This window comes from Cupriavidus sp. 05L411 (assembly GCF_056398045.1).
Genome location: NZ_JBFTOQ010000016.1, coordinates 22,108 through 40,209, shown reverse-complemented (window position 1 = coordinate 40,209; position 18,102 = coordinate 22,108). Strand labels below are relative to the sequence as shown.

29 protein-coding genes and 1 tRNA gene are annotated in these 18,102 nt (G+C 62.8%); 22 read left to right on the top strand and 8 right to left on the bottom strand.

Going from position 1 to position 18,102, the window contains the following annotated elements:
* Positions 1-81: 81 nt before the first annotated feature.
* The 3 genes from AC1DQR_RS19940 to AC1DQR_RS19930 all read right to left on the bottom strand — a co-directional run bounded on the left by AC1DQR_RS19940 (position 82) and on the right by AC1DQR_RS19930 (position 1,453).
* Positions 82-270: a hypothetical protein gene (locus AC1DQR_RS19940; protein ID WP_477133616.1), complete on the bottom strand. Its 189-nt coding sequence runs from the start codon at positions 268-270 to the stop codon at positions 82-84.
* Positions 263-661, bottom strand: a complete 399-nt coding sequence (locus AC1DQR_RS19935; RefSeq protein WP_477133615.1) for an XRE family transcriptional regulator — start codon at positions 659-661, stop codon at positions 263-265. The genes AC1DQR_RS19940 and AC1DQR_RS19935 overlap by 8 nt, the downstream gene beginning before the upstream one ends.
* Before the next feature lie 510 nt (positions 662-1,171).
* Positions 1,172-1,453 (bottom strand): helix-turn-helix domain-containing protein, encoded by a 282-nt coding sequence (locus tag AC1DQR_RS19930; protein ID WP_477133614.1) that lies wholly within the window; start codon positions 1,451-1,453, stop codon positions 1,172-1,174.
* Between AC1DQR_RS19930 and AC1DQR_RS19925 the strand changes: the two genes are divergently transcribed.
* Positions 1,452-1,868, top strand: coding sequence for a helix-turn-helix domain-containing protein (locus AC1DQR_RS19925; RefSeq protein WP_477133613.1), 417 nt, complete (start codon positions 1,452-1,454; stop codon positions 1,866-1,868). The genes AC1DQR_RS19930 and AC1DQR_RS19925 overlap by 2 nt on opposite strands.
* Before the next feature lie 19 nt (positions 1,869-1,887).
* Here the strand turns inward: AC1DQR_RS19925 and AC1DQR_RS19920 are convergent, their stop codons facing one another.
* Positions 1,888-2,262, bottom strand: a complete 375-nt coding sequence (locus tag AC1DQR_RS19920) for a hypothetical protein (protein ID WP_477133612.1) — start codon at positions 2,260-2,262, stop codon at positions 1,888-1,890.
* A gap of 152 nt (positions 2,263-2,414) precedes the next feature.
* Here AC1DQR_RS19920 and AC1DQR_RS19915 point away from each other — a divergent pair, with 152 nt between their 5' ends.
* The 21 genes from AC1DQR_RS19915 to AC1DQR_RS19815 all read left to right on the top strand — a co-directional run bounded on the left by AC1DQR_RS19915 (position 2,415) and on the right by AC1DQR_RS19815 (position 14,274).
* Positions 2,415-2,759, top strand: coding sequence for a hypothetical protein (locus AC1DQR_RS19915; RefSeq protein ID WP_477133611.1), 345 nt, complete (start codon positions 2,415-2,417; stop codon positions 2,757-2,759).
* 35 nt (positions 2,760-2,794) lie between these two features.
* Entirely contained in the window at positions 2,795-3,028 is a 234-nt protein-coding gene (locus tag AC1DQR_RS19910) for a hypothetical protein (RefSeq protein WP_477133610.1), read from the top strand.
* A gap of 1 nt (position 3,029) precedes the next feature.
* The gene (locus tag AC1DQR_RS19905; RefSeq protein WP_477133609.1) at positions 3,030-3,179 is read left to right on the top strand and encodes a hypothetical protein; all 150 of its coding nucleotides are present in this window, start codon (positions 3,030-3,032) and stop codon (positions 3,177-3,179) included.
* Positions 3,176-3,346 (top strand): hypothetical protein, encoded by a 171-nt coding sequence (locus AC1DQR_RS19900; RefSeq protein WP_477133608.1) that lies wholly within the window; start codon positions 3,176-3,178, stop codon positions 3,344-3,346. Before AC1DQR_RS19905 ends, AC1DQR_RS19900 begins: the two co-directional genes overlap by 4 nt.
* Before the next feature lie 127 nt (positions 3,347-3,473).
* Complete coding sequence (locus AC1DQR_RS19895; RefSeq protein ID WP_477133607.1) at positions 3,474-4,127, top strand: hypothetical protein; 654 nt, start codon at positions 3,474-3,476, stop codon at positions 4,125-4,127.
* Entirely contained in the window at positions 4,124-4,354 is a 231-nt protein-coding gene (locus tag AC1DQR_RS19890; protein WP_477133606.1) for a hypothetical protein, read from the top strand. The genes AC1DQR_RS19895 and AC1DQR_RS19890 overlap by 4 nt, the downstream gene beginning before the upstream one ends.
* Positions 4,355-4,522: 168 nt before the next feature.
* Positions 4,523-4,684, top strand: coding sequence for a hypothetical protein (locus tag AC1DQR_RS19885; RefSeq protein WP_477133605.1), 162 nt, complete (start codon positions 4,523-4,525; stop codon positions 4,682-4,684).
* A 55-nt stretch (positions 4,685-4,739) separates the two neighbouring features.
* The gene (locus AC1DQR_RS19880; protein ID WP_477133604.1) at positions 4,740-5,396 is read left to right on the top strand and encodes an Lcl domain-containing protein; all 657 of its coding nucleotides are present in this window, start codon (positions 4,740-4,742) and stop codon (positions 5,394-5,396) included.
* A gap of 62 nt (positions 5,397-5,458) precedes the next feature.
* Positions 5,459-6,073 (top strand): Lcl C-terminal domain-containing protein, encoded by a 615-nt coding sequence (locus AC1DQR_RS19875; protein WP_477133603.1) that lies wholly within the window; start codon positions 5,459-5,461, stop codon positions 6,071-6,073.
* A 61-nt stretch (positions 6,074-6,134) separates the two neighbouring features.
* On the top strand, positions 6,135-6,641 hold the full coding sequence (locus AC1DQR_RS19870; RefSeq protein WP_477133602.1) for an Lcl C-terminal domain-containing protein: 507 nt from the start codon (positions 6,135-6,137) through the stop codon (positions 6,639-6,641).
* A 17-nt stretch (positions 6,642-6,658) separates the two neighbouring features.
* Complete coding sequence (locus AC1DQR_RS19865; RefSeq protein ID WP_150983252.1) at positions 6,659-7,030, top strand: four helix bundle protein; 372 nt, start codon at positions 6,659-6,661, stop codon at positions 7,028-7,030.
* Between the two features lie 202 nt (positions 7,031-7,232).
* Positions 7,233-8,432, top strand: coding sequence for an RNA-directed DNA polymerase (locus AC1DQR_RS19860; RefSeq protein ID WP_477133601.1), 1,200 nt, complete (start codon positions 7,233-7,235; stop codon positions 8,430-8,432).
* On the top strand, positions 8,429-8,734 hold the full coding sequence (locus AC1DQR_RS19855; RefSeq protein WP_477133600.1) for a hypothetical protein: 306 nt from the start codon (positions 8,429-8,431) through the stop codon (positions 8,732-8,734). The genes AC1DQR_RS19860 and AC1DQR_RS19855 overlap by 4 nt, the downstream gene beginning before the upstream one ends.
* Positions 8,731-9,297 (top strand): hypothetical protein, encoded by a 567-nt coding sequence (locus AC1DQR_RS19850; RefSeq protein WP_477133599.1) that lies wholly within the window; start codon positions 8,731-8,733, stop codon positions 9,295-9,297. The genes AC1DQR_RS19855 and AC1DQR_RS19850 overlap by 4 nt, the downstream gene beginning before the upstream one ends.
* A complete protein-coding gene (locus AC1DQR_RS19845) occupies positions 9,294-9,818 on the top strand; it encodes a hypothetical protein (protein WP_477133598.1) in 525 nt (174 codons plus the stop codon). The genes AC1DQR_RS19850 and AC1DQR_RS19845 overlap by 4 nt, the downstream gene beginning before the upstream one ends.
* Complete coding sequence (locus AC1DQR_RS19840) at positions 9,815-10,537, top strand: hypothetical protein (RefSeq protein WP_477133597.1); 723 nt, start codon at positions 9,815-9,817, stop codon at positions 10,535-10,537. The genes AC1DQR_RS19845 and AC1DQR_RS19840 overlap by 4 nt, the downstream gene beginning before the upstream one ends.
* Positions 10,537-10,899, top strand: coding sequence for a hypothetical protein (locus AC1DQR_RS19835; RefSeq protein WP_477133596.1), 363 nt, complete (start codon positions 10,537-10,539; stop codon positions 10,897-10,899). Before AC1DQR_RS19840 ends, AC1DQR_RS19835 begins: the two co-directional genes overlap by 1 nt.
* Entirely contained in the window at positions 10,896-11,816 is a 921-nt protein-coding gene (locus AC1DQR_RS19830; protein WP_477133595.1) for a DNA cytosine methyltransferase, read from the top strand. Before AC1DQR_RS19835 ends, AC1DQR_RS19830 begins: the two co-directional genes overlap by 4 nt.
* On the top strand, positions 11,813-12,424 hold the full coding sequence (locus tag AC1DQR_RS19825; protein WP_477133594.1) for an HNH endonuclease signature motif containing protein: 612 nt from the start codon (positions 11,813-11,815) through the stop codon (positions 12,422-12,424). Before AC1DQR_RS19830 ends, AC1DQR_RS19825 begins: the two co-directional genes overlap by 4 nt.
* Positions 12,408-12,758 (top strand): hypothetical protein, encoded by a 351-nt coding sequence (locus tag AC1DQR_RS19820; RefSeq protein ID WP_477133593.1) that lies wholly within the window; start codon positions 12,408-12,410, stop codon positions 12,756-12,758. The genes AC1DQR_RS19825 and AC1DQR_RS19820 overlap by 17 nt, the downstream gene beginning before the upstream one ends.
* A 289-nt stretch (positions 12,759-13,047) precedes the next feature.
* On the top strand, positions 13,048-14,274 hold the full coding sequence (locus AC1DQR_RS19815) for an Arm DNA-binding domain-containing protein (RefSeq protein ID WP_477133592.1): 1,227 nt from the start codon (positions 13,048-13,050) through the stop codon (positions 14,272-14,274).
* Positions 14,275-14,321: 47 nt separating this feature from the next.
* On the opposite strand, the gene AC1DQR_RS19810 is transcribed toward AC1DQR_RS19815, so the two are convergent.
* The 4 genes from AC1DQR_RS19810 to AC1DQR_RS19795 form a co-directional block, all read right to left on the bottom strand.
* Positions 14,322-14,408: transfer RNA gene (locus tag AC1DQR_RS19810), tRNA-Leu, on the bottom strand.
* Between the two features lie 240 nt (positions 14,409-14,648).
* Positions 14,649-15,980, bottom strand: a complete 1,332-nt coding sequence (locus tag AC1DQR_RS19805) for an MFS transporter (protein ID WP_416048268.1) — start codon at positions 15,978-15,980, stop codon at positions 14,649-14,651.
* 81 nt (positions 15,981-16,061) lie between these two features.
* Positions 16,062-17,396 carry an amidase gene (locus AC1DQR_RS19800; RefSeq protein WP_416048267.1) on the bottom strand — a complete coding sequence of 445 codons (1,335 nt, stop codon included), beginning with the start codon at positions 17,394-17,396 and terminating at the stop codon, positions 16,062-16,064.
* Entirely contained in the window at positions 17,393-18,070 is a 678-nt protein-coding gene (locus tag AC1DQR_RS19795) for a DUF2848 domain-containing protein (RefSeq protein ID WP_477133591.1), read from the bottom strand. Before AC1DQR_RS19795 ends, AC1DQR_RS19800 begins: the two co-directional genes overlap by 4 nt.
* Positions 18,071-18,102: the final 32 nt, after the last annotated feature.

The window sequence follows — 18,102 nt, the reverse complement described above, 5'->3', positions numbered from 1 at the left end:
TTCTGCCCGCGGCGGAAGGCCTCGGCGCCGGCCGCCCGGACCTGCTCTCGGGGCATGAGTTCGTGAATCACGGGGGTCCTTTCAGTGCTTTACCGCCTGCTCCGCCTGGAGGTCCATCAAACCCACAGCGCGCAGCGCTTCGAAAAAATGCGGATCCTTATCGGCCATCGCATGCAGCTCTTGGATCGCTTGTTCCTTGTCGTCTCCCTGCCTCTTCATCGCGTCGTGCACCGCCCCCCGGGCATCGCAGAGCGCATCGCTTTCATCCATGAGTCCTCGCAGAAATCACTTCTTCCATGAGAGTGAGCATCCCGCGGCGAGCCAGGTACTGGCTAATAGCCCGGTTGCCCAACACCCGTTCGACGTCCGCGATCTTCTCCGCCGGCAGGTCGCGACGCGCCTTGCCGTTGGCGTTGTGCTTCTCTCGATGGAAGTAATCGCTGGAGTGGGACGGGTACAGGTCCGCGTGAACCGCCAACACCTGCTTGGTCAGTGCCTGGTTGGCGCGGTATTCCCAGGCCAATGCGCATGCGTCACGGAATGTCACGCACCGCGCAATCAGGCTATCCGGCAAAAAGAGCGCCGGCGGGGTGCCAGCGGCCGTGGGAATCGCCGCTATCCCAATACCGGCGCGGCTTTCAAGCTGGTCGGCGGTCCTCATCTTCTTCATCCTTATAGGGAAATTTCATCGGTTCCACGGTTGAATCCACAGTTGGGGAAAGCCGAAAATTTTTTTACCGAGCGGCGAGTTCCGCCCGGCCTGGCAGAAGGTTCTGCCGGCAAATGACAAACACATCTGCATAGGCCCAATGCCAAACTTCACCGCATGTACACGTACGCAGAACGCCTCCGCTGGGCAATGCAACAAACAGAGCCGCCGACCTCTCGGCGCGCACTTGCACAGCGTGTCGGCGTCGAATATCAATCGATCCAGTACCTGGCCGATCCGAACCGGAACGCAAAGGGAAGCCGGTACACGGACGAAATCGCGCGTGCACTTGGGGTGTCCTCTCAATGGCTCGCAACAGGGAAAGGGAAACCGAGTCGGACAAGGCGACCAGCTGTTGATCAGAGGCCTGCGCTGCGCGAGTGCATCCGCAACGCTCGCCAGTTGATCGCCCAGCTCGAGCGAATCGTGCTGGCGCTTGACGAGAGTCAGAACGGAAACTGATCACTTCGGCTCTGCCTGATCGACGCACAGTTCGCTCCCAATGAGCGCGGCCGGAAGATGCTTCCGCGCAATAGCCGCCACTACACGATCAGCGAGTCGCCTCGGCAGAATCTGCGGCCACTGCGAATACGCCTGAGGCGAGATACCGATCGCTTCGGCTGCTGCAGATGGCGTCCCTCCGAGGAGGGTTGTGGCTTTGGACTTTTCCATGCGCTCAATTAAAGCATTCTTTAGACCAGAAGGCAACCATGCTTTACAAGCTTGTAAGTATGCTTTCGCCATGAAAAGCACCTACGGCCAACGCCTCGAGCTGGCCCTCACAACCTCCGGAAAAGACAGGCAGCAGCTGGCCGACGACCTTGGCATCAGCGTCCAGGCTGTGTCCCAAGTCCTACTTGGTAAGACGAAGGCACTCACGGCAGAAAACTCAGCGCGAGCCGCCAAGTTCATGGGAGTCGATAGCTTCTGGTTAGCCACCGGAAATGGATCTCTCGCGTCAACGGAGACGCCAGATCAAACTTGGCCGTTCTCTGTGGGCCGGGAGGAATACGAGCAGCTGAGCGCTTCGCAGAAATCCGGGCTCGACCGTATCGTTACGGAATACACGCGCGCGGTCCTCGAACGAAAGGATGACTGGGGCACCCCGCGTTCGGAGGGAATGGTCAGCAAGGAGAAACGAAAGACCCACAGCGGTTAGTGCGAACGAGCCGCCCATATCACTTCAAACTCACGAAAAACCCGCCATCGGCGGGCTTTTTTTTGCCATGCGCCTTTGCCACCCCCGGCAGTCCTTTCTGCCACTTTTGTGCAGAGAAAGCTGCCTCCCGCTTAAGCGGGGTTTTGTGGCAGGCACTTAAAAGATATTCCACTGGTTCGAGAGATCGCCGGGGCACATCCGGCGGCAACCGGATGGGGTCAGCATGGCGAAGATTTTGGATTTTGTTGCCTATAGAAAAAAACGAGGCCGGGGGCGAAAGGTTCACCCCCCTCAAAACGAAGAGAACAGCATCGTCATACTCATGCTCGGGAATGGCGACCTCGCCTGGTACCTCAACGGCGTCTTCAGGGCCTCCCGCCGCGTCGCCGCCCAATCTATAACCCGGGTGCTCAGTGAAGTCTTAGACGACTAGCACGCGCGTAGCGCAGGGAAAACACTTGCACGCCATCCCGTAAAGCATGCTTGCTTTTCACATTCAAGCATGCTTTAATCCGTTCCAGAGAGGCACCACCCGGTGCAGCACAGATGGAGCACGAGATGGTCATTCAGCCGCGACAAGCCAACGAACAGCCCAGCATCTTTGATGTGCTTACCGGCACGGTAGGTAAGGATCGCGGACCTGTGCACGTGGTGCTCCCTGGCGTGCAGACACTGGATGAGGGCGGGATGGACGTTCAAGCGCTGAAGGACGTTGCAGGCGAACTGATGACGCGCATTCGTTCGCGCACTCCTCTCGTCAGCCCGACTCGCGCCACCGTCCGCGCGGAGGTCATCTACGCAATCAACGAACGAGGCGGCCTGGACGGCAAATCGCGCCGCTTCATTGGCGACTACCTCATGGCCCAGTTCGGCTACGGCGGCGGCCTCTAACCAACCCCGCCCGCCCGGCGGGCTTGGAGATGACCATGACCATAGATGAAGCCGTCGAGCGCAAAGCCGCCCACGACAACCAGCAACAGGCGGTGCTGCGCGAGCTGCAGTACGCCCACCAGGTCATTCTTGCCGCCGTCGCCATCATGACGCCGGGGCAGAAGCTTCTGTGGGCCGCAGCAAACAAGTCGCGCGGCGTTCCCGGCGAGGGCACTTCCCGCTTCCACGAGCGCGCCGTGGCCATCTTCAACGCTACGGGTGAGTGCTGATATGCGTAAGTTCGCCATATCCGTCGTCATTGGAATAGTCCGCTGGTTCGCCGTTGCCATGGGCGTCGTCGCGCTGCTCAACCTGCAGACCTACCTCGACCAGCAGCAGGACATGCCGAAGCAACGCCCGTCGGTTTGGAGGGCAGCATGAACGTGAACAACCGCCTGGATCGGCTGGAGCGTCAGGCACGCAAGAGCCGCCGCCTGCTCGTGGCCTGCCTGATCGCTATGGCCATGGTCGCAGCCTCGGGTTTTGCCACGTACCTCGATGACGACGGCACTTCGATTCGCTTTGCTTTCTATCGGGTGCAATCGTGACCTTCCGCATCTTCATCAACCACGAGCCGGTCCACACCAGCCCCTTTCCGACCTGGTGGGATGCCTACGCCAGCGCTCTCAATCGTGCCGCCCTCCGTGGTGCCACTAACGTTCAGGTGAAGCGAGTATGACCTGCGATCAACAGCACTTCGAGCGCGACACTGCCCAGCACCAGATGACCGTGGTGCGCGACAACGGCGTCGACCGCCACGTCAAATTCCGTCGCCCAGGCAGCAGCTCGTATTGGTTCGAGATCCTGACGTGGCAGGGCGCCCTCTGCATCCGCGGCGACTGTGGCACCTATGTGTTCTCGCGCCTGGACGACATGTTCCAGTTTTTCCGCACGGACGACCGGGGCGACCCTGCACGGCTATACATCAACAAGGGATACTGGTGCGAAAAGCTCCAGGCGGTAAGCAGCGACGGCTACGGCAAGGGCCGCGCGCAAACGTTCAGCGCCGACATCTTCAAGCGTCGTGTGGTGGAGCGGTTCCGGGAATACTGCCGCGACCGCTACGTGGCACATGACAAGCGCCGGGAAATGTGGGATTCGGTCCGTGCTGACGTCCTTGAGTGCATCTACGACGGCGACTCTAGCGACGCCTTTCACAAGCTCAATGACTTCCACGACCGGGATCACCCCCGCCTCTTCGAGGACTGCTGGGAGTGGAATTGCGACGAATACACCTTCCACTTCATCTGGAACCTGTACGCCATCGCCTGGGCGATCCGCCAGTACGACGCGGCCAAGGTGAAATCCCCTGCTGCGGTGGCCGCGTGAGCCTCCCCGACTTTCGCGCTCGCACGCTCGCCGCGAACCTTGAGCTGATGAAGCGCTCGCGCCTGGTGCCAACCCAGCGGCAGACCTACGACACGCCGCAGGACATGGCCTGCGCCATCGACCTGGCCATCAAGCACGGTTCTTTCTACACCCAGGCAGCGCAAGACGCGCTCACCGGCCTGACCATCCTCCGCGACCAGCTCGCGGCTCAATCGGGAGACAAATGATGTCCGCATTCTGTGTGTACGGAATGACCCTACCCGTGGCCTTGAAGAGGGCCGAGGCGAAGCTGCGCGACTCCAGCATCACCATTGAGGAGTGGAACGCTAAGGTACGTGAGATGGCAGAGAACATCCTTATCCAGGCGGCGCCGACGCAGGTCAGCCCTACATTCGATGCCCCCCCAGTTCGCCGAGGACTGGATCGAGGTCGCCCGCAAGACCTCGCGCATCTACGCACCCAAGGTCATGGTGCGCAAGCCCAAGAAAGACAAGCACGGCAACCCAGTGGTTAGCAAGGCCACCGGCCTACCTGCACTGGGCTGGGAGCCGTACTAACCCCCTCGCAGTAGCGATTTTCTGTAGCACCACACTGACAACCCCGAGGACCACCATGAACGCAGTGACAGCAGTTGAAGCAAGCGCAGTGCGCAACACGATCACCCAAGCAGCCCTCAATGCCATTCTGGCCGGCGATCCGCTAGGTGGCGGCTTCTACGCGGGGCAGATCCGCCAGGCCGACGGCATCTATGCCCTGATCGTGGCGCCTAAGGATGGCGGCGAGCATGACGACGTCGCCTGGAATGGCGATCGTAGCCGCGTCGAAGGCGCGCTCAGCTACTTCGATGGCGCGGCCAATACTGCTGCCATGGCCGAAGCCGGCAGCGCCCTCGGCAAGTGGGCTCTCGGCCTCCAGGCCAACGGCTATCACGATTGGTATCTGCCGGCGCGCGACGAGCTGGAGATCATCTATCGCAGCCTAAAGCCGACCGCTGGCAACTATGCCGGCTTCCGAGACGGCGACAACGCAAGCAGCGTGCCCGTTGGCTACCCCTACACCGAGCAGCTGCCCGCACAGACCAGTGCGGCCGCATTCCAGGCTGACGGCGCCGAGGCCTTCGAGGAAGAGTGGTACTGGACGTCGACGCAGTCCGAGCGCAACTCAGGCACCGCGTGGAATCAGGGCTTCAGTGATGGCGACCAGACCACCAGCCACGAGTACCACGAGTTTCGCGCCCGAGCCGTCCGCAGATTGTTGGTCATTCAGTAATTCAGTCATTTCTCTGGCCGCGCCAGCGGCTATTCCCTATCCATTCATTGGAGTGCACGGCAATGATGCTAGTCGACGAAAACTTGATCTTCCAGGTCGGTGAAGCGAAGGTAACCCTCCCGGCAAAATCGGTCATGAGAGCGTGGCTCGACGGCCTGACGCAAGGCAACCAGCCGCAGGCGCGAATCCATCCCGGCACACCGAAGATCGGCGAAGTCTGGGCCGGCCAAGGTGGAGTGTATGCCGGTGTGATGCGCGGCGAAAACGGTCAGTCTGACTATCACCTGATCGTGCCGACGCACCCGGACGCATCGGTCGAGGAAATCACCTGGGGCAGCGCAGATGTCGACGAGCCGAACGCCAAGAGCGAATTTAATGGCTGGTCCAATACCGAAGCACTGTTCTGCTCACGCCACAGCCATCCCGCGGCTGAGTGGGCTCGCGGACTGAACATCGATGGTCACAGCGACTTCTACTTGCCGGCGCGCCGTGAGCTGAGCCTCATGTATGCGAACGTCCCGGAACTATTCGAGAAGGCCTGGCATTGGTCCTCGACGCAGTCCGAGCGCTACTCAGGCATCGCGTGGGGTCAGGGCTTCGGTGGTGGCTACCAGAGCGACGACCTCAAGAGCGGCGAGTTTCGCGCCCGAGCCGTCCGCAGATTCTTGGATCAGTAATTTAGTAATTTAATCGCCGCGTCAGCGGCTTCTCCTCACCCAATCAGTGGAGTGCACAGCAATGACTCAAGTCGCAGATAGCGTGACCGTCGAGGTCGGCGGAGCGAAGGTAACCATCCCGACGGAGACGGTCGTGAAGACCTGGCTGGACAGCCTGGCGGCGAAGACCATCCAGACCGCCGGGTGCGATGTTCTCGAACCCATGCGCCTGATCTCGTTCGGCATTGCGCTCGCATCGGGGGAGCACTATGCCGGCGTGATTCTCGGCAAGGATGGCGCACCTGATCATCACCTGGTCCTGCTGCCGGGCTCGGCCAAGGACGTCAACTGGGAGCAGGCCAAAGAATGGGCCGCTGCCGCCGGCGGCGAGTTGCCCACGAGACGGGAACAGGCTCTGCTCTTCGCCAACCTGAAAGAGGAGTTCGAGGGCGCCTGGTACTGGTCCGGTGAGCAGTCCGAGCGCGACTCAGGCTACGCGTGGGGTCAGCACTTCAGTGATGGCGGCCAGAACGGCTACCGCAAGTACTACGAGTTTCGCGCCCGAGCCGTCCGCAGATTGACCATTTAGTTATTTAGTCATTCAACATGGGCCTGCATACCGAACTGTCTATCTATAAGACGGCGTACGACCTGCTCGACGTTTCAACCGATCTCGCCAAGAACATGCCACGCGATTTCAAGGCACAGATTGGCGGGAAGATCAGGGACGAGTGCATCGAGATCACGGTACTGATTTTCCGCGCCAACACCGCGCGCGAGAAAACACAGCACCTTCTGGATCTGGTCGAGCGCCTTCAAGTGGCGGAGCTGCTGTTGCGCCTATCCGTCGATAAGCGACTGATCTCCCGACCGCAGTATGCGAAGGCAGTGGCGCTGACAAACAGCATCGGCAAGCAGGCAAGTGGATGGAAGAAGTACTCCGCATCGACGCCCGTTGCCTCACCGTCAAGGCGGTGATGCCTGTGCGATTTTTAATCTGGTCGTGCCGCTGGCTCACAAGGCCACCGCCATGCGCATCACAGATACCGCTGGGAGTCACCAGGTCTGGTCTGGCGCAGTCTCCTTGCTGATCGGTCCAGGCCTTCGGCGAGGCGACGTAGATAGCACGAATAGACGCAGTCCGAGCGCAACTCAAACAACGCGTGGAATCAGAACTTCAATGATGGCAACCAGAACAACAACCACAAGAACAACGAGTTTCGCGCCCGAGCCGTCCGCAGATCAAACCGATGCGGGTCCTGCTGGCTTCTCCTTCGAGGACCTGGTGGTCGCGTACTTCGACTGCCGGAAGAACAAGCGCAACACCCACAGCGCCCTCGCCTTCGAACAGAACCTCGAGCGCAACCTGTGCCAGCTTGCCGACGAGCTCGCCGACGGCAGCTACAGGCCCGGTCGATCGATCTGCTTCGTCGTCACCCGCCCGAAGGCCCGGGAAGTGTGGGCTGCGGACTTTCGCGACCGCGTCGTGCACCACCTACTCTACAACCGCATCTCCCCGCGGTTCTATGCATCGTTCATCGCCGACAGCTGCGCGTGCATCCCCGGACGCGGCACTCTGTATGCCGCTCGCCGGCTCGAAGCCAAGGTGCGTAGCGTCACCGAGAATTGGGTACGGCCGGCTTGGTACCTGAAGTGCGATCTCGCGAACTTCTTCGTCAGCATCGACAAACGGGTGCTGCGCGCCCAGCTCGCCGCCCGCGTCACTGAGCCGTGGTGGATGCGGTTGGCCGACCTGGTGCTGATGCATGACCCGCGGCCCGGCGTGCAGATGCAGTCTCCAGCCGAGTTGATGGCGCTGGTGCCGCCACACAAGAGCCTGATGAAGCAGCCAGAGCATCGCGGCCTGCCGATCGGCAACCTCTCGTCGCAGTTCTTCGCCAATGTCTATCTCGACGCACTGGACCAGCATGCGAAGCATAAGGTTCGCAGCCGGCATTACATCCGCTATGTGGATGATTTCCTGCTGCTACATGAATCGCCGCAGTGGCTGAACACGGCCCATGACGACATCGAGGCATTCTTGCCACGCGAGCTGGGTGCCAGGCTGAACCCGGCCAAGAYGATCCTTCAGCCCATCGCCCGTGGCGTCGACTTCGTCGGCCAGGTCGTCCGACCGTGGGTACGAACCACTCGGGCCCGCACTGTCAATGATGGCGCTCGTCGGCTACAGCAGATGGATGCCAGTGACGTGCATGCCTCGGCCAATAGCTATTTTGGTCTGCTTCGCCAGGCCACCGGCAGTCATGCGGACCGAGCGCGCCTGGCGAACATCGTGCGGAGCCGCGGCCACGCCGTGAACTTTGATCTCACCAAGACCTATCGCCGCTCCGCGAACCAACCCCCAATGGAGCCGGCATGAGTTGGCTAATGGTCACCCCGTTTGCCATGGCTGCTGTCTTCGTCGGTGCCATGGTACTTGCCGCCAGCGCACACGTGCGCTGGTTCGAAGCCCAAGCAATCACAAAGGAGAGCCGCATGCTCGTTAGCACCACCACCATGATCAAGCGGCTCGAGGGAATGCTCGATACGCGCGATCTTACCGATTGGGAAAAATCGTTCGTCCAAACGCTCGTCGAAGCTCAGCAGACCGGCAAGGTGACGCAGCTTTCCGGCTCCCAGGTCGACAAGCTTGATCAACTGCATGGGAGACACTTCGCATGAAAAGGCCTGAACCCGTGGTGCTGAGCACCAGCGACGACGCCGCGAAAATCGTGACAGTGACAGGTTGGGTGGATAGGCAAGGCCGATTCTGGGGCAACGACGAGCGCATGGCGCGCTGGAGCGGCGCAACGCATCTCGTTTGTGACTGCGGGACTGTCCACGAGAAGGCCTGGACGAAGTGCCCGGAGTGCCACCAGAAGGCACATGAAGAGCGGTACGCAGCCATGCCACAAGAGGCGTGGGACGGAGAGGCGCCACTCTATTCCGACGCCTGCGACACCTACTTCTCTTCCGAAGAAGAGTTGGTCGAGTACGTTCAGGACGATCCGGAGCGCAACTACGAGAATCTGCGCCTTCTTATTTGCGAGGCCAACTACCCCCGCGAGATCGACGGCAGTGACCACTTCAGCGACGACCTACCGGAGGATGGCGAGCTACCCAGCGTACTTGAAGCTGCTTTCGAGGCCCTGAACGAGGTGATCAAGAAGCAGCCGCCACTCTCGTGGTCACCGCGGAGGGTGCGCCCGACCATCGAAAGCCTGCCCGTGTTGGAGCGCGCATGATCCGCCGCCTACTACTCGCGTACTCCGCCCGCCGTCCGGTCAAGATCATCTGCGAGGAAGGCAAGCCCTATCTCGAGCGCTACTTCGTCTGTGCCCTGTTCGGGATCCGCTTCTACCTGCATCGCTTCGTGGGCTCCGATCCTGATCGCGGCCTGCATGACCATCCGTGGCGCTGGGCGCTCTCTCTGGTACTTCTCGGCTGGTATTGGGAGGCTACCCGCCAATACGCTCAGATGCGCAAGGTGCGCTGGTGGAATTTCCTGACAGGTGACACCTTCCATCGCGTGATCCTTATCGCGAATGGGCCGCCGGCTGTCTGCACCCCCACTGAGGTGTGGACGCTGTTTATCGTACCTGCAAGGGATGTCAAACCCTGGGGGTTCCTGCGGGAAAGAGACCAGGTGGGCGAGGTCTTCACGCCTTTCCAGTATGGCCCTGCCGGCAAGCCGGCGAAGTGGTGGGCCGACGCACCCAAAGGCCGCGACCACGCGGGCCGCAAACCCAACAAGGACGCAGCATGAGCGAAGAACAGCAGCAAGCAGAACCGCGCGTTACTGGCGCTCCGGATCGGATCGTCCTGTGCGTTGGCGACATCCCGGTGAATACGGCTTTCAGCGACTTGCAGGAGGTCTCGTGGTGCGCGGGCAGCCAAAACAATGCCGACATCAAGTACGTGCGCTCTGATCTCGCCGCGCCGGCGATGCCCTTCATCATTCTTGAAGGCCTGGATAAGCGACTCCTGGCACCACGCGAGATCGTGCGTGACGCGGATGGTCATCTGACCCACCCCGACTTGCCGGTCTGCGACGAGAGCACCCGCTACGACCTGTTCTTGGCCGCCTTCGGCCTGGAAGCCTCGTTTGTCAGCATGGAGAGCGATTGCAAGGACCAAGCGCTCCTTGACCGCTATTTCGACGACGGCGATCCAGACTGCAGCGCCTGGGTGCCGAGTGCGCCCGAGGGCGAGGGATGGGTGCTGCTGGAGATATACCCCACGGAAGACGGCCCTTACGCTCTGTTCGTGCGCCAGAAGGCGGTAGAGAAGCGGGCTCGGCGCCGGCGCGCTTCTTCGGCGTCCGCGGAGGACGCGATTCGCACAGCCGGCCTGAATGAGGTCCGCGAATGGGTCATCGAACACCGCCCTGCCATGACGCTGCGCMGCGAGCCGGTCAATCGATACCTGCATGTGCTGGCGCTGCTTGATGCTGCAATCATCGCCGGCGCGCCGAAGGGGGCGTGATGGGCTGGAGCATCGGATACGACAGCAACTGGAACCGTGACATCGGCTATGGCGTGCCGGCCCGCTGCGACCATCCTGACTGCAATGAAGAGATCGACCGTGGCCTAGCCCATGTGTGCGGCGGGGAGACCAACGGCGGTGAGCGCGGCTGCGGCCTATTCTTCTGCGGCAATCACCTGTTTGCCTTGGGGCATCGCTGCGAGCGTTGTGCCAAGAGGCGCAAACCCTTCCTGGCGAAGCCGGACCTTCCTGTCTGGATCGAATGGAAGCTGACGCACGAAAGCTGGCAATCGTGGCGCGATGAGAACCCGGAGGTGGTTGCCCAACTGCGCGCCGCAGTCGAAAGAGGAGATGTCAAGTGACGGGTGCCGATCTCTTCGCCGGCCTCGGCGGCTTCACGACGGCCGCTGAAATGGCCGGGGTGCAAGTTGTATGGGCGGGAAACCACTCGCGCCAAGCCGTTGATACGCACGCAGCCAACCACCCGCGCACCCAGCACGCATGCCAGGACTTGCACCAGGCCAATTGGGCGCTTGTCCCGCGACATGACATCCTGCTGGCGTCGCCTTGCTGCCAAGGGCATAGCCGAGCGCGCGGCAAGGCAGCCAACAACCCCCAGCATGACGCAAGCCGCTCGACGGCCTGGGCAGTGGTGTCGGCGGTCGAGTTCCACCAGCCCTATTCCGCAGTCATCGAGAACGTCCCAGAGTTCCTGAACTGGTCCCTATATCCGGCTTGGCACCAGGCCATGCAGGCTCTCGGCTACCAACTCGCTCCGCACATCATCGATGCCGCTGACCATGGCGTGCCGCAACACCGGGAGCGGATCTTTATCGTGGCCACGCGGAGCAAGCACCCGCTGCACTTGGTGATTCCAAAGCGTGATCACGTCCCTGCCTCGACCATCATCGATTTCAACGCAGGTAAGTGGTCACGCGTCGACAAGCCCGGGCGTTCGCCGAAGACTCTGGCACGCGTAGCGGCAGGCCGCGCCCGGTTCGGTGACCGCTTCGTGATGCCGTACTACGGCACCGGCTCTGGGCTCACAGGCCGCAGCCTAGACCGTCCCGTAGGCACCATCACTACGGTGGACCGCTGGGCCATAGTCGATGGCGACCGCATGCGCATGTTCTCGAAGGACGAGTGCCGAGCGGCGATGTCCTTCCCTGAAACCTATATCCTGCCGCGACAGCACAAGCTGGCCGTGCACATGCTCGGAAACGCCGTCTGCCCGCTGGTCGGTCGCGACGTGATCCAGGCGCTGAAGGAGGCGGCATGAAGCGCCGCAACTGGAGCGAGGTCGAGATCGAGGCTATGCGCCTCTTCTACCCCGATACCCTCACCGAGGCCTTCGCGCGCGCATTCGACCGCCCCATCGGCGGCGTGTACGCCATGGCGGCTCGCCTCGGAATCCAGAAAAATGCGGCTTTCCTTGCGCTACAGGTGGTCGGTCGCATTGACGCGAAGCATGGCAAGTCCGCGCGTTACCGGGAGGGACAGCCGGCCAGGAACAAGGGTGGCCCGGGAAGCAAGTCAACGCAGTTCAAACCCGGCCGCCGCTCGCCCACCTGGAAGCCGATCGGCAGCGAGCGCGTCAGCAAGCATGGCTACCTGCAGCGCAAGGTGACCGACACCGGGCGGGGCAAGCTGGACTGGATCGAGGTGCACATCCTCGTCTGGACAACTGCGCACGGCCCAGTGCCGCCTGGACACCTGGTGACGTTCAAGGACGGCAACAAGTCGCATATCGCGCTCGACAATCTGGAGCTCGTCTCCCGCACCGACCTGATGCTGCGGAACTCGGTCCACCAGTACCCGCCCGAGCTCGTCGCCGTGATGCAAATGATGGGCTACCTCAATAGGAGGATCAATGCAAAACATAGATAAGTTGCGCGACCACCTGTTCGCCACGCTAGATGGCCTGCGCGACAAGGCAAACCCGATCAGCGTCGAGCAGGCCAAAGCCGTCGCAGAGGTCAGCCAGACCATCATCAACAGCGCAAAGGTCGAGGTCGAGTATCTCAAGGCCACCGGCGGGAAAGGCAGTAGCCGGTTCCTCGAAGGCGCCCGCGCCGAAGCGCCGGCTGCGGTAGTTCAGGCGGTTGAATCGGTTGAGCCTGACGCCGACGAGAAGAAGCCAGAGCCGGCGGCCGTGGCGTCGCTCCCCACTGCCGGCAGCAGCGGCATCCTGAGCGTCACGCGGCACATCATGAAGGGATAGGCAGCAGCATGACTGAAGCAGCACAACGAATCATCGAATTGACGCGCCGCGCTTGGCGGATCAGAGGAAATCATGAGTGCACAAGAAAATCCCAGAGCGCTGACGCGTCGCGGGAAAGCTGAGGTCGCATGGTACGCTTTGTAACAATCGCCAAGTTCTGCGAACTGACCGGCCTCACGGCAGCAGCTGTCTACACGCGGAAATGCAAGGGAATCTGGCCCGAGGGCGGCGTCTGGCGCTACGCCCCAGGTTCGAAGAAAATTCTGATGGACCTAGACGGATACGAAAAATGGGTCGAAAAGGGACAGGAGTCGCTATCGTTTCCGACTCCAGCTATGAAATCACCTTCCCTTACAAGGGGAAGCGCTGCCGCGAGCGTATCCGGACGAAGCCCTCGCCTTCCAATACTCGAAAGCTAGAGCAGTTCCGGGCCGCAATCCTGCATGCGATCGAGAAAGGCGAATTCAACTACGCCGAGACATTCCCCCACTCGAAGCACGCCGCGGCACTCGCGGAGCGGCCCGGCGACGCCCTCACTGTCGAGTCCTATTTCGACGCCTGGCTGAAACGGAAGAAGGTCGAGCTCAAGGCCTCCACGTACCAGGGCTATGAGCTGATCGTGAATCGGTGGGTGATCCCAAAATTTGGGAAGCTGCCGCTGTCCGACCTGAAGCGAGCCGCCATCCGCGACTGGTTGGCCGGCATCGACGACAGCAAGGAGAAGAAGGTCTCGAACAAGCGCCTATCGAACATCCAGAGCTGTATGCGCTCAGCCCTGGGCGATGCCGCCGCCGATGAGATCATCGACGCAAACCCCCTCTCCGGCTATACGTACGCGCGCGCCGAGCGCCCCACCGAAGGCGAGGCTGCTGACGAGATCGACCCGCTATCGCCCGCCGAGCAGATAGCCGTGCTGGAGAAGCTCCGCGCCGGGGCCCGCAACATGATCCAGTTCGCCCTGTGGACCGGCATGCGCACGTCGGAATTCATCGCGCTGAACTGGTCTGACATCGACTTCGTTGGGGGGTATGTGCGCGTCCGCCGGGCGATAACCCGGGAGGCAAAGGGGGTGGCGGAATTTCCGAAGACAGCAGCCGGCCGCCGCGACATTCGCCTGTTGGCGCCCGCCGCAGCCGCTCTGGAGGAACAGAAGGCACTGACGTTCATGACCGAACTGGACGGCCCCGTATTCACGACCGCCGGAGGGGAGCGGTTCTCCGGGTCGCACCAGGTGTGGCGCGTATGGCAGTCGGCGCTCAAACGCGCGGGCGTCCGGTACCGAAATCCGTATCAGACCAGGCACACGTACGCCTCGATGATGCTGTCGGCTGGAGAGCACCCGATGTGGGTGGCAAAGCAGATGGGTCACGCAGATTGGACGATGATCGCCCGGGTGTATGGCCGCTGGATGCCGTCGGCTGACGCCGAAGCAGGCAATCGGGCCGTGGAGAAGTTCGCCGGAAATGCTGGCAAATTTGCTGGCATATCAACTGCAAAACCGGCAAAAACTGGCTAAATTTTTGACAGCCTGAAAATACAAGCCATTGATTTTAAAGGGAATTTTGGTGCGAGGGAGGGGACTCGAACCCCTACACCATTGCTGGCGTCAGGACCTAAACCTGGTGCGTCTACCAATTTCGCCACCCTCGCAGTCCCTGCGGCGTGCATCCCTGACGGGAGGCCGCTGTGCTCGTTGTCTTACAGGCGTGCCGGGCAGCGTGAGAGATCTCACAAGAGCACAAAAGCAAACAGGCGGCTGAAACTGCCCGCCTGGCTTGTGTTACCTGTGCTGCCGGCGCACTTTGCGCATGCAGCGCAACGAGGCAGCGGATTCTAGCGCAAAGCGCCGCTGGAATCCAGCCCCCCGTGCTGCCGGGGGCATCTCTTGGGCTATGCCTTCGCGCTGACCTTGGTTTTGATGCATGCCAGCACCAGGACGGTGGCGCAGGCTTCCAGCGCGGCGACAAAGTACAGGCCGGACGAGAGCTGGCCGGTGCTGGTTTTGAACCAGCCGATCATGTAAGGCGCGACGAAGCCGGCAAGGTTGCCGATGGAGTTGATGAGGGCGATGCCTCCCGCGGCGGCGGTGCCGGCGAGGAAGGCGGAGGGCAGCGACCAGAAGACCGGGAAGGCGGCGAGGATGCCGACGGAGGCGATGGTGAGCGCCACCATGGCGAGCACAGCGCTGTGCAGCCACATGCCGGTGAGCACGAGGCCGGCGGCGGCCATCAGGGTGGCTAGCGCGCAGTGCAGGCGGCGTTCGCCGGTGCGGTCGGAGTGGATGCCGTTCCAGACCATGGCGAGGGTGCCTGCGATGAAGGGAATGGCGGAGACGAGGCCGATCTGCAGGTTGCCCTTGACGCCGAGCTCTTTGATGATGGATGGCGACCAGAAGGCGATGGTGGCGTTGCCGCTGACCACGCAGAAGTAGATGGCGGCGCAGATCCAGACGCGCGAGTTGGTGAAGGCGGCGCGCAGCGAGGAGTGCTTGGCGGGGTCGCGGTTTTCGGCTTCGATCTCGCGGGTGACGAGGTCGCGCTCGCTGGGGCTGAGCCATTTGGCGCTGATGGGCTTTTCAGGCAGGAACATCAGCACGGCGATGCCGGCGAGCACGGAGGGGATGCCTTCGATGACGAACAGCCATTGCCAGTTGGCGAGGCCGTCGACGCCTTCCATGCTGCTCATGATGAAGCCGGCGAGCGGGCCGCCGATGACGCCGGCGATGGCGAACGAGGTCATGAACAGGCCGTTGATGCGGGCGCGGCGCTGGGCGGGGAACCAGTAGGTGAGGTAGAGCACGACGCCGGGAAAGAAGCCGGCTTCGAACACGCCGAGCAGGAATCGCAGGGCGTAGAACTGCATGGGGGTCTTGACGAAGATCATCGCCATGGAGGCAAAGCCCCACAGGATGGTGATGCGGGCGAGCGTGCGGCGCGCACCGATTTTTTCCAGCAAGAGGTTGCTGGGTACTTCGAACAGGAAGTAGCCGATGAAGAAGATGCCGGCACCGAAACCGTAGACGGCTTCGCTGAATTGCAGGTCTTGCAGCATCTGCAGCTTGGCAAAGCCGACATTGACGCGGTCGATCCAGGCGAGCACGAACAAGAAAACCAGGAAGGGAATCAGCCGCACCGCGATCTTGCGGTAGGCCTCATTGCGCTCTGCCGGGGTGTGGGCCGGGCTTTCCAGGGCGCCAGGGGCGCCGGTCATCACGGAAGACATCGGTGGTACTCCTTGGGTGTTGATTGACGGGGCCGCGCTGCCTGGTCGCGGCCCTCGGTCTTTTCTGCTGGCTGCTACGCGTTACTGCAGCGCGGCTTCGATGGCGCCGGCCACCTGCAGCACGCGCGCGTCGCGCCCGTTCAGGCCGCCGACGCTCAGCCCCATGCCCTGCTCCGCCGCCGGCATCGGCAGCGATACGGCGCAGCCGTCGAGGAAGTTGAGCACGCTGGGGTTGCGCAGCACGAGGCCGTTGGTGGCGAAGAAGGCTTCGTCGCTTTGCAGGGCATCGAGCCGTGGCGGGCGTACGGCAACCGTGGGCGTCAGCCAGGCGTCGGCATCGCGCAGCAGGTCGGCGGCGCGAGCCTGCATGGCGCGGCGCTCGGCCAGCAGCTCGATATAGTCGGCGGCGCCGAGTTGCTCGCCACGGCGGATGCGCATGGCAACGCGCTGGTCGTAGGCATCGCCGCGTTCGGCCAGCAACTGCTTGTGCCAGTGCCAGGCTTCGGCTGCCGTGAGGCCGCCGGCGGCGTTGATCTGCGGCAGGCGCTTGAGCTCGGGGAAATCGAACGGTACGATCTGCGCGCCGAGCCGGGAGAGCGTGGCGAGCGTGGCGTCGAAGGCCTGGGCGACTTCGGCATCGAGGCCTTCGCACACGAAATCGCGGGTCACCAGCAGACGCAGCCCGGCCAGTGGCGCGGGGCGGCTGTCCAGCGTTTCGCCGCTGACGATGGCGTCGAACGCGGCGCAGCAGGCAACCGAGCGCGCCAGCGGGCCGGCGGAGTCGAGCGATGTCGACAGTGGCACGGCGCCGGCCAGCGGCACACGGCTTGCGGTGGGCTTGAAGCCGGTCAGGCCGCAGAACGCGCTGGGGATGCGGATGGAGCCGCCGGTGTCGGTGCCGAGCGCCGCGACGGCCATATCGAGCGCCACGCTGAGCGCGCCACCGGACGTGGAGCCACCCGCGATGCGTGCGTCGTCGAAGGGCGTGCGGGGCGTGCCGTAGTGCGGGTTCAGGCCGAGGCCGGAGAACGCGAACTCGCTCATGTTGGTGCGCCCGATCAGCACGGCGCCGGCGGCGCGCAGGCGCGCCACCACGGGCGCGTCGGCGCTGGCGGGCTCGCCCGTGAGCGCTTTCGAGCCGGCGCGGGTCACCTGCTCTTTTACGTCGAACAGGTCCTTGATGGAGACCGGCAGCCCGGCCAGCGGCGATGCCACCAGCCCTGCGGCCCGTGCCTGGTCGGCGGCGCGGGCTGCGGCCAGTGCGCCGGCACCGTCCACCTCCAGGAAGGCGGTGCCGCCAGCGTTACGGTGGCCGTCGATGCGAGCCAGTGCCTGCTCGGTCAGCGCCACGCTGGTGGTGCGCCCGGCGGCCAGGTCGGCGGCAAGCGCGGCGATGGTTGGCAGCGCGGTGCTCATGGTGCGACCGCCAGGCATTCCACGCGATAGGCATGGCGCAGCGTGCGCTTGAGCACCGGATCGTGGAGCTCGACTTCAAAAGCTTCGCCGCTGCCCAGTTCGCCAATCACGGCTTGCGTGCCGCAGAACATGGCGGTGCCCACCGGCAGCTTGTCTTCGCCGGTGAGGCGCTGGATCAGGTCGCGCGGGTCCAGCAGGCGCGTGACCAGCCCTTCTTGATAGAGCTCGCGCTGGCCGTTGCGGGTGCGCCAGCAGCGCATCTGCAGCTGGTCCCAGTGCGCGGCCACATCGTCGAAGCGCCAGACTTCGGTGCCCAGGGGCTTGGCGCACATCTGCTTGGAGACGGTGACGTCATAGGCTTCGACCTTGCGGTCGGTGTGGTCGGAGCCCACGCCGATGTACATCGCGTCCTTGGCCGCCAGCAGCACGAACTCGATTTCGCCGGAGGAGTCTTCGCGCGGCACTTCGAGCAGCGCGTCGGTGGTCAGCAGCGAAGCGGCCAGCGGGTAGAAGCACGGTACGGTGGTCGGCGGCTTGACGCCGATCTCTTCGAGCTCGCGGATGTGGTGGTTGACGGCGTCGGCGTCGCGGCCGGTCCAGCCGGCGATGATGAGGCGCTGGATATCGAGGACGAGTTCACCCTCGCCGGCTACGTGGAATTGAAGTGTCGGCATTGCTCACTACCTGTTGCGGATGTTGCGGAGAA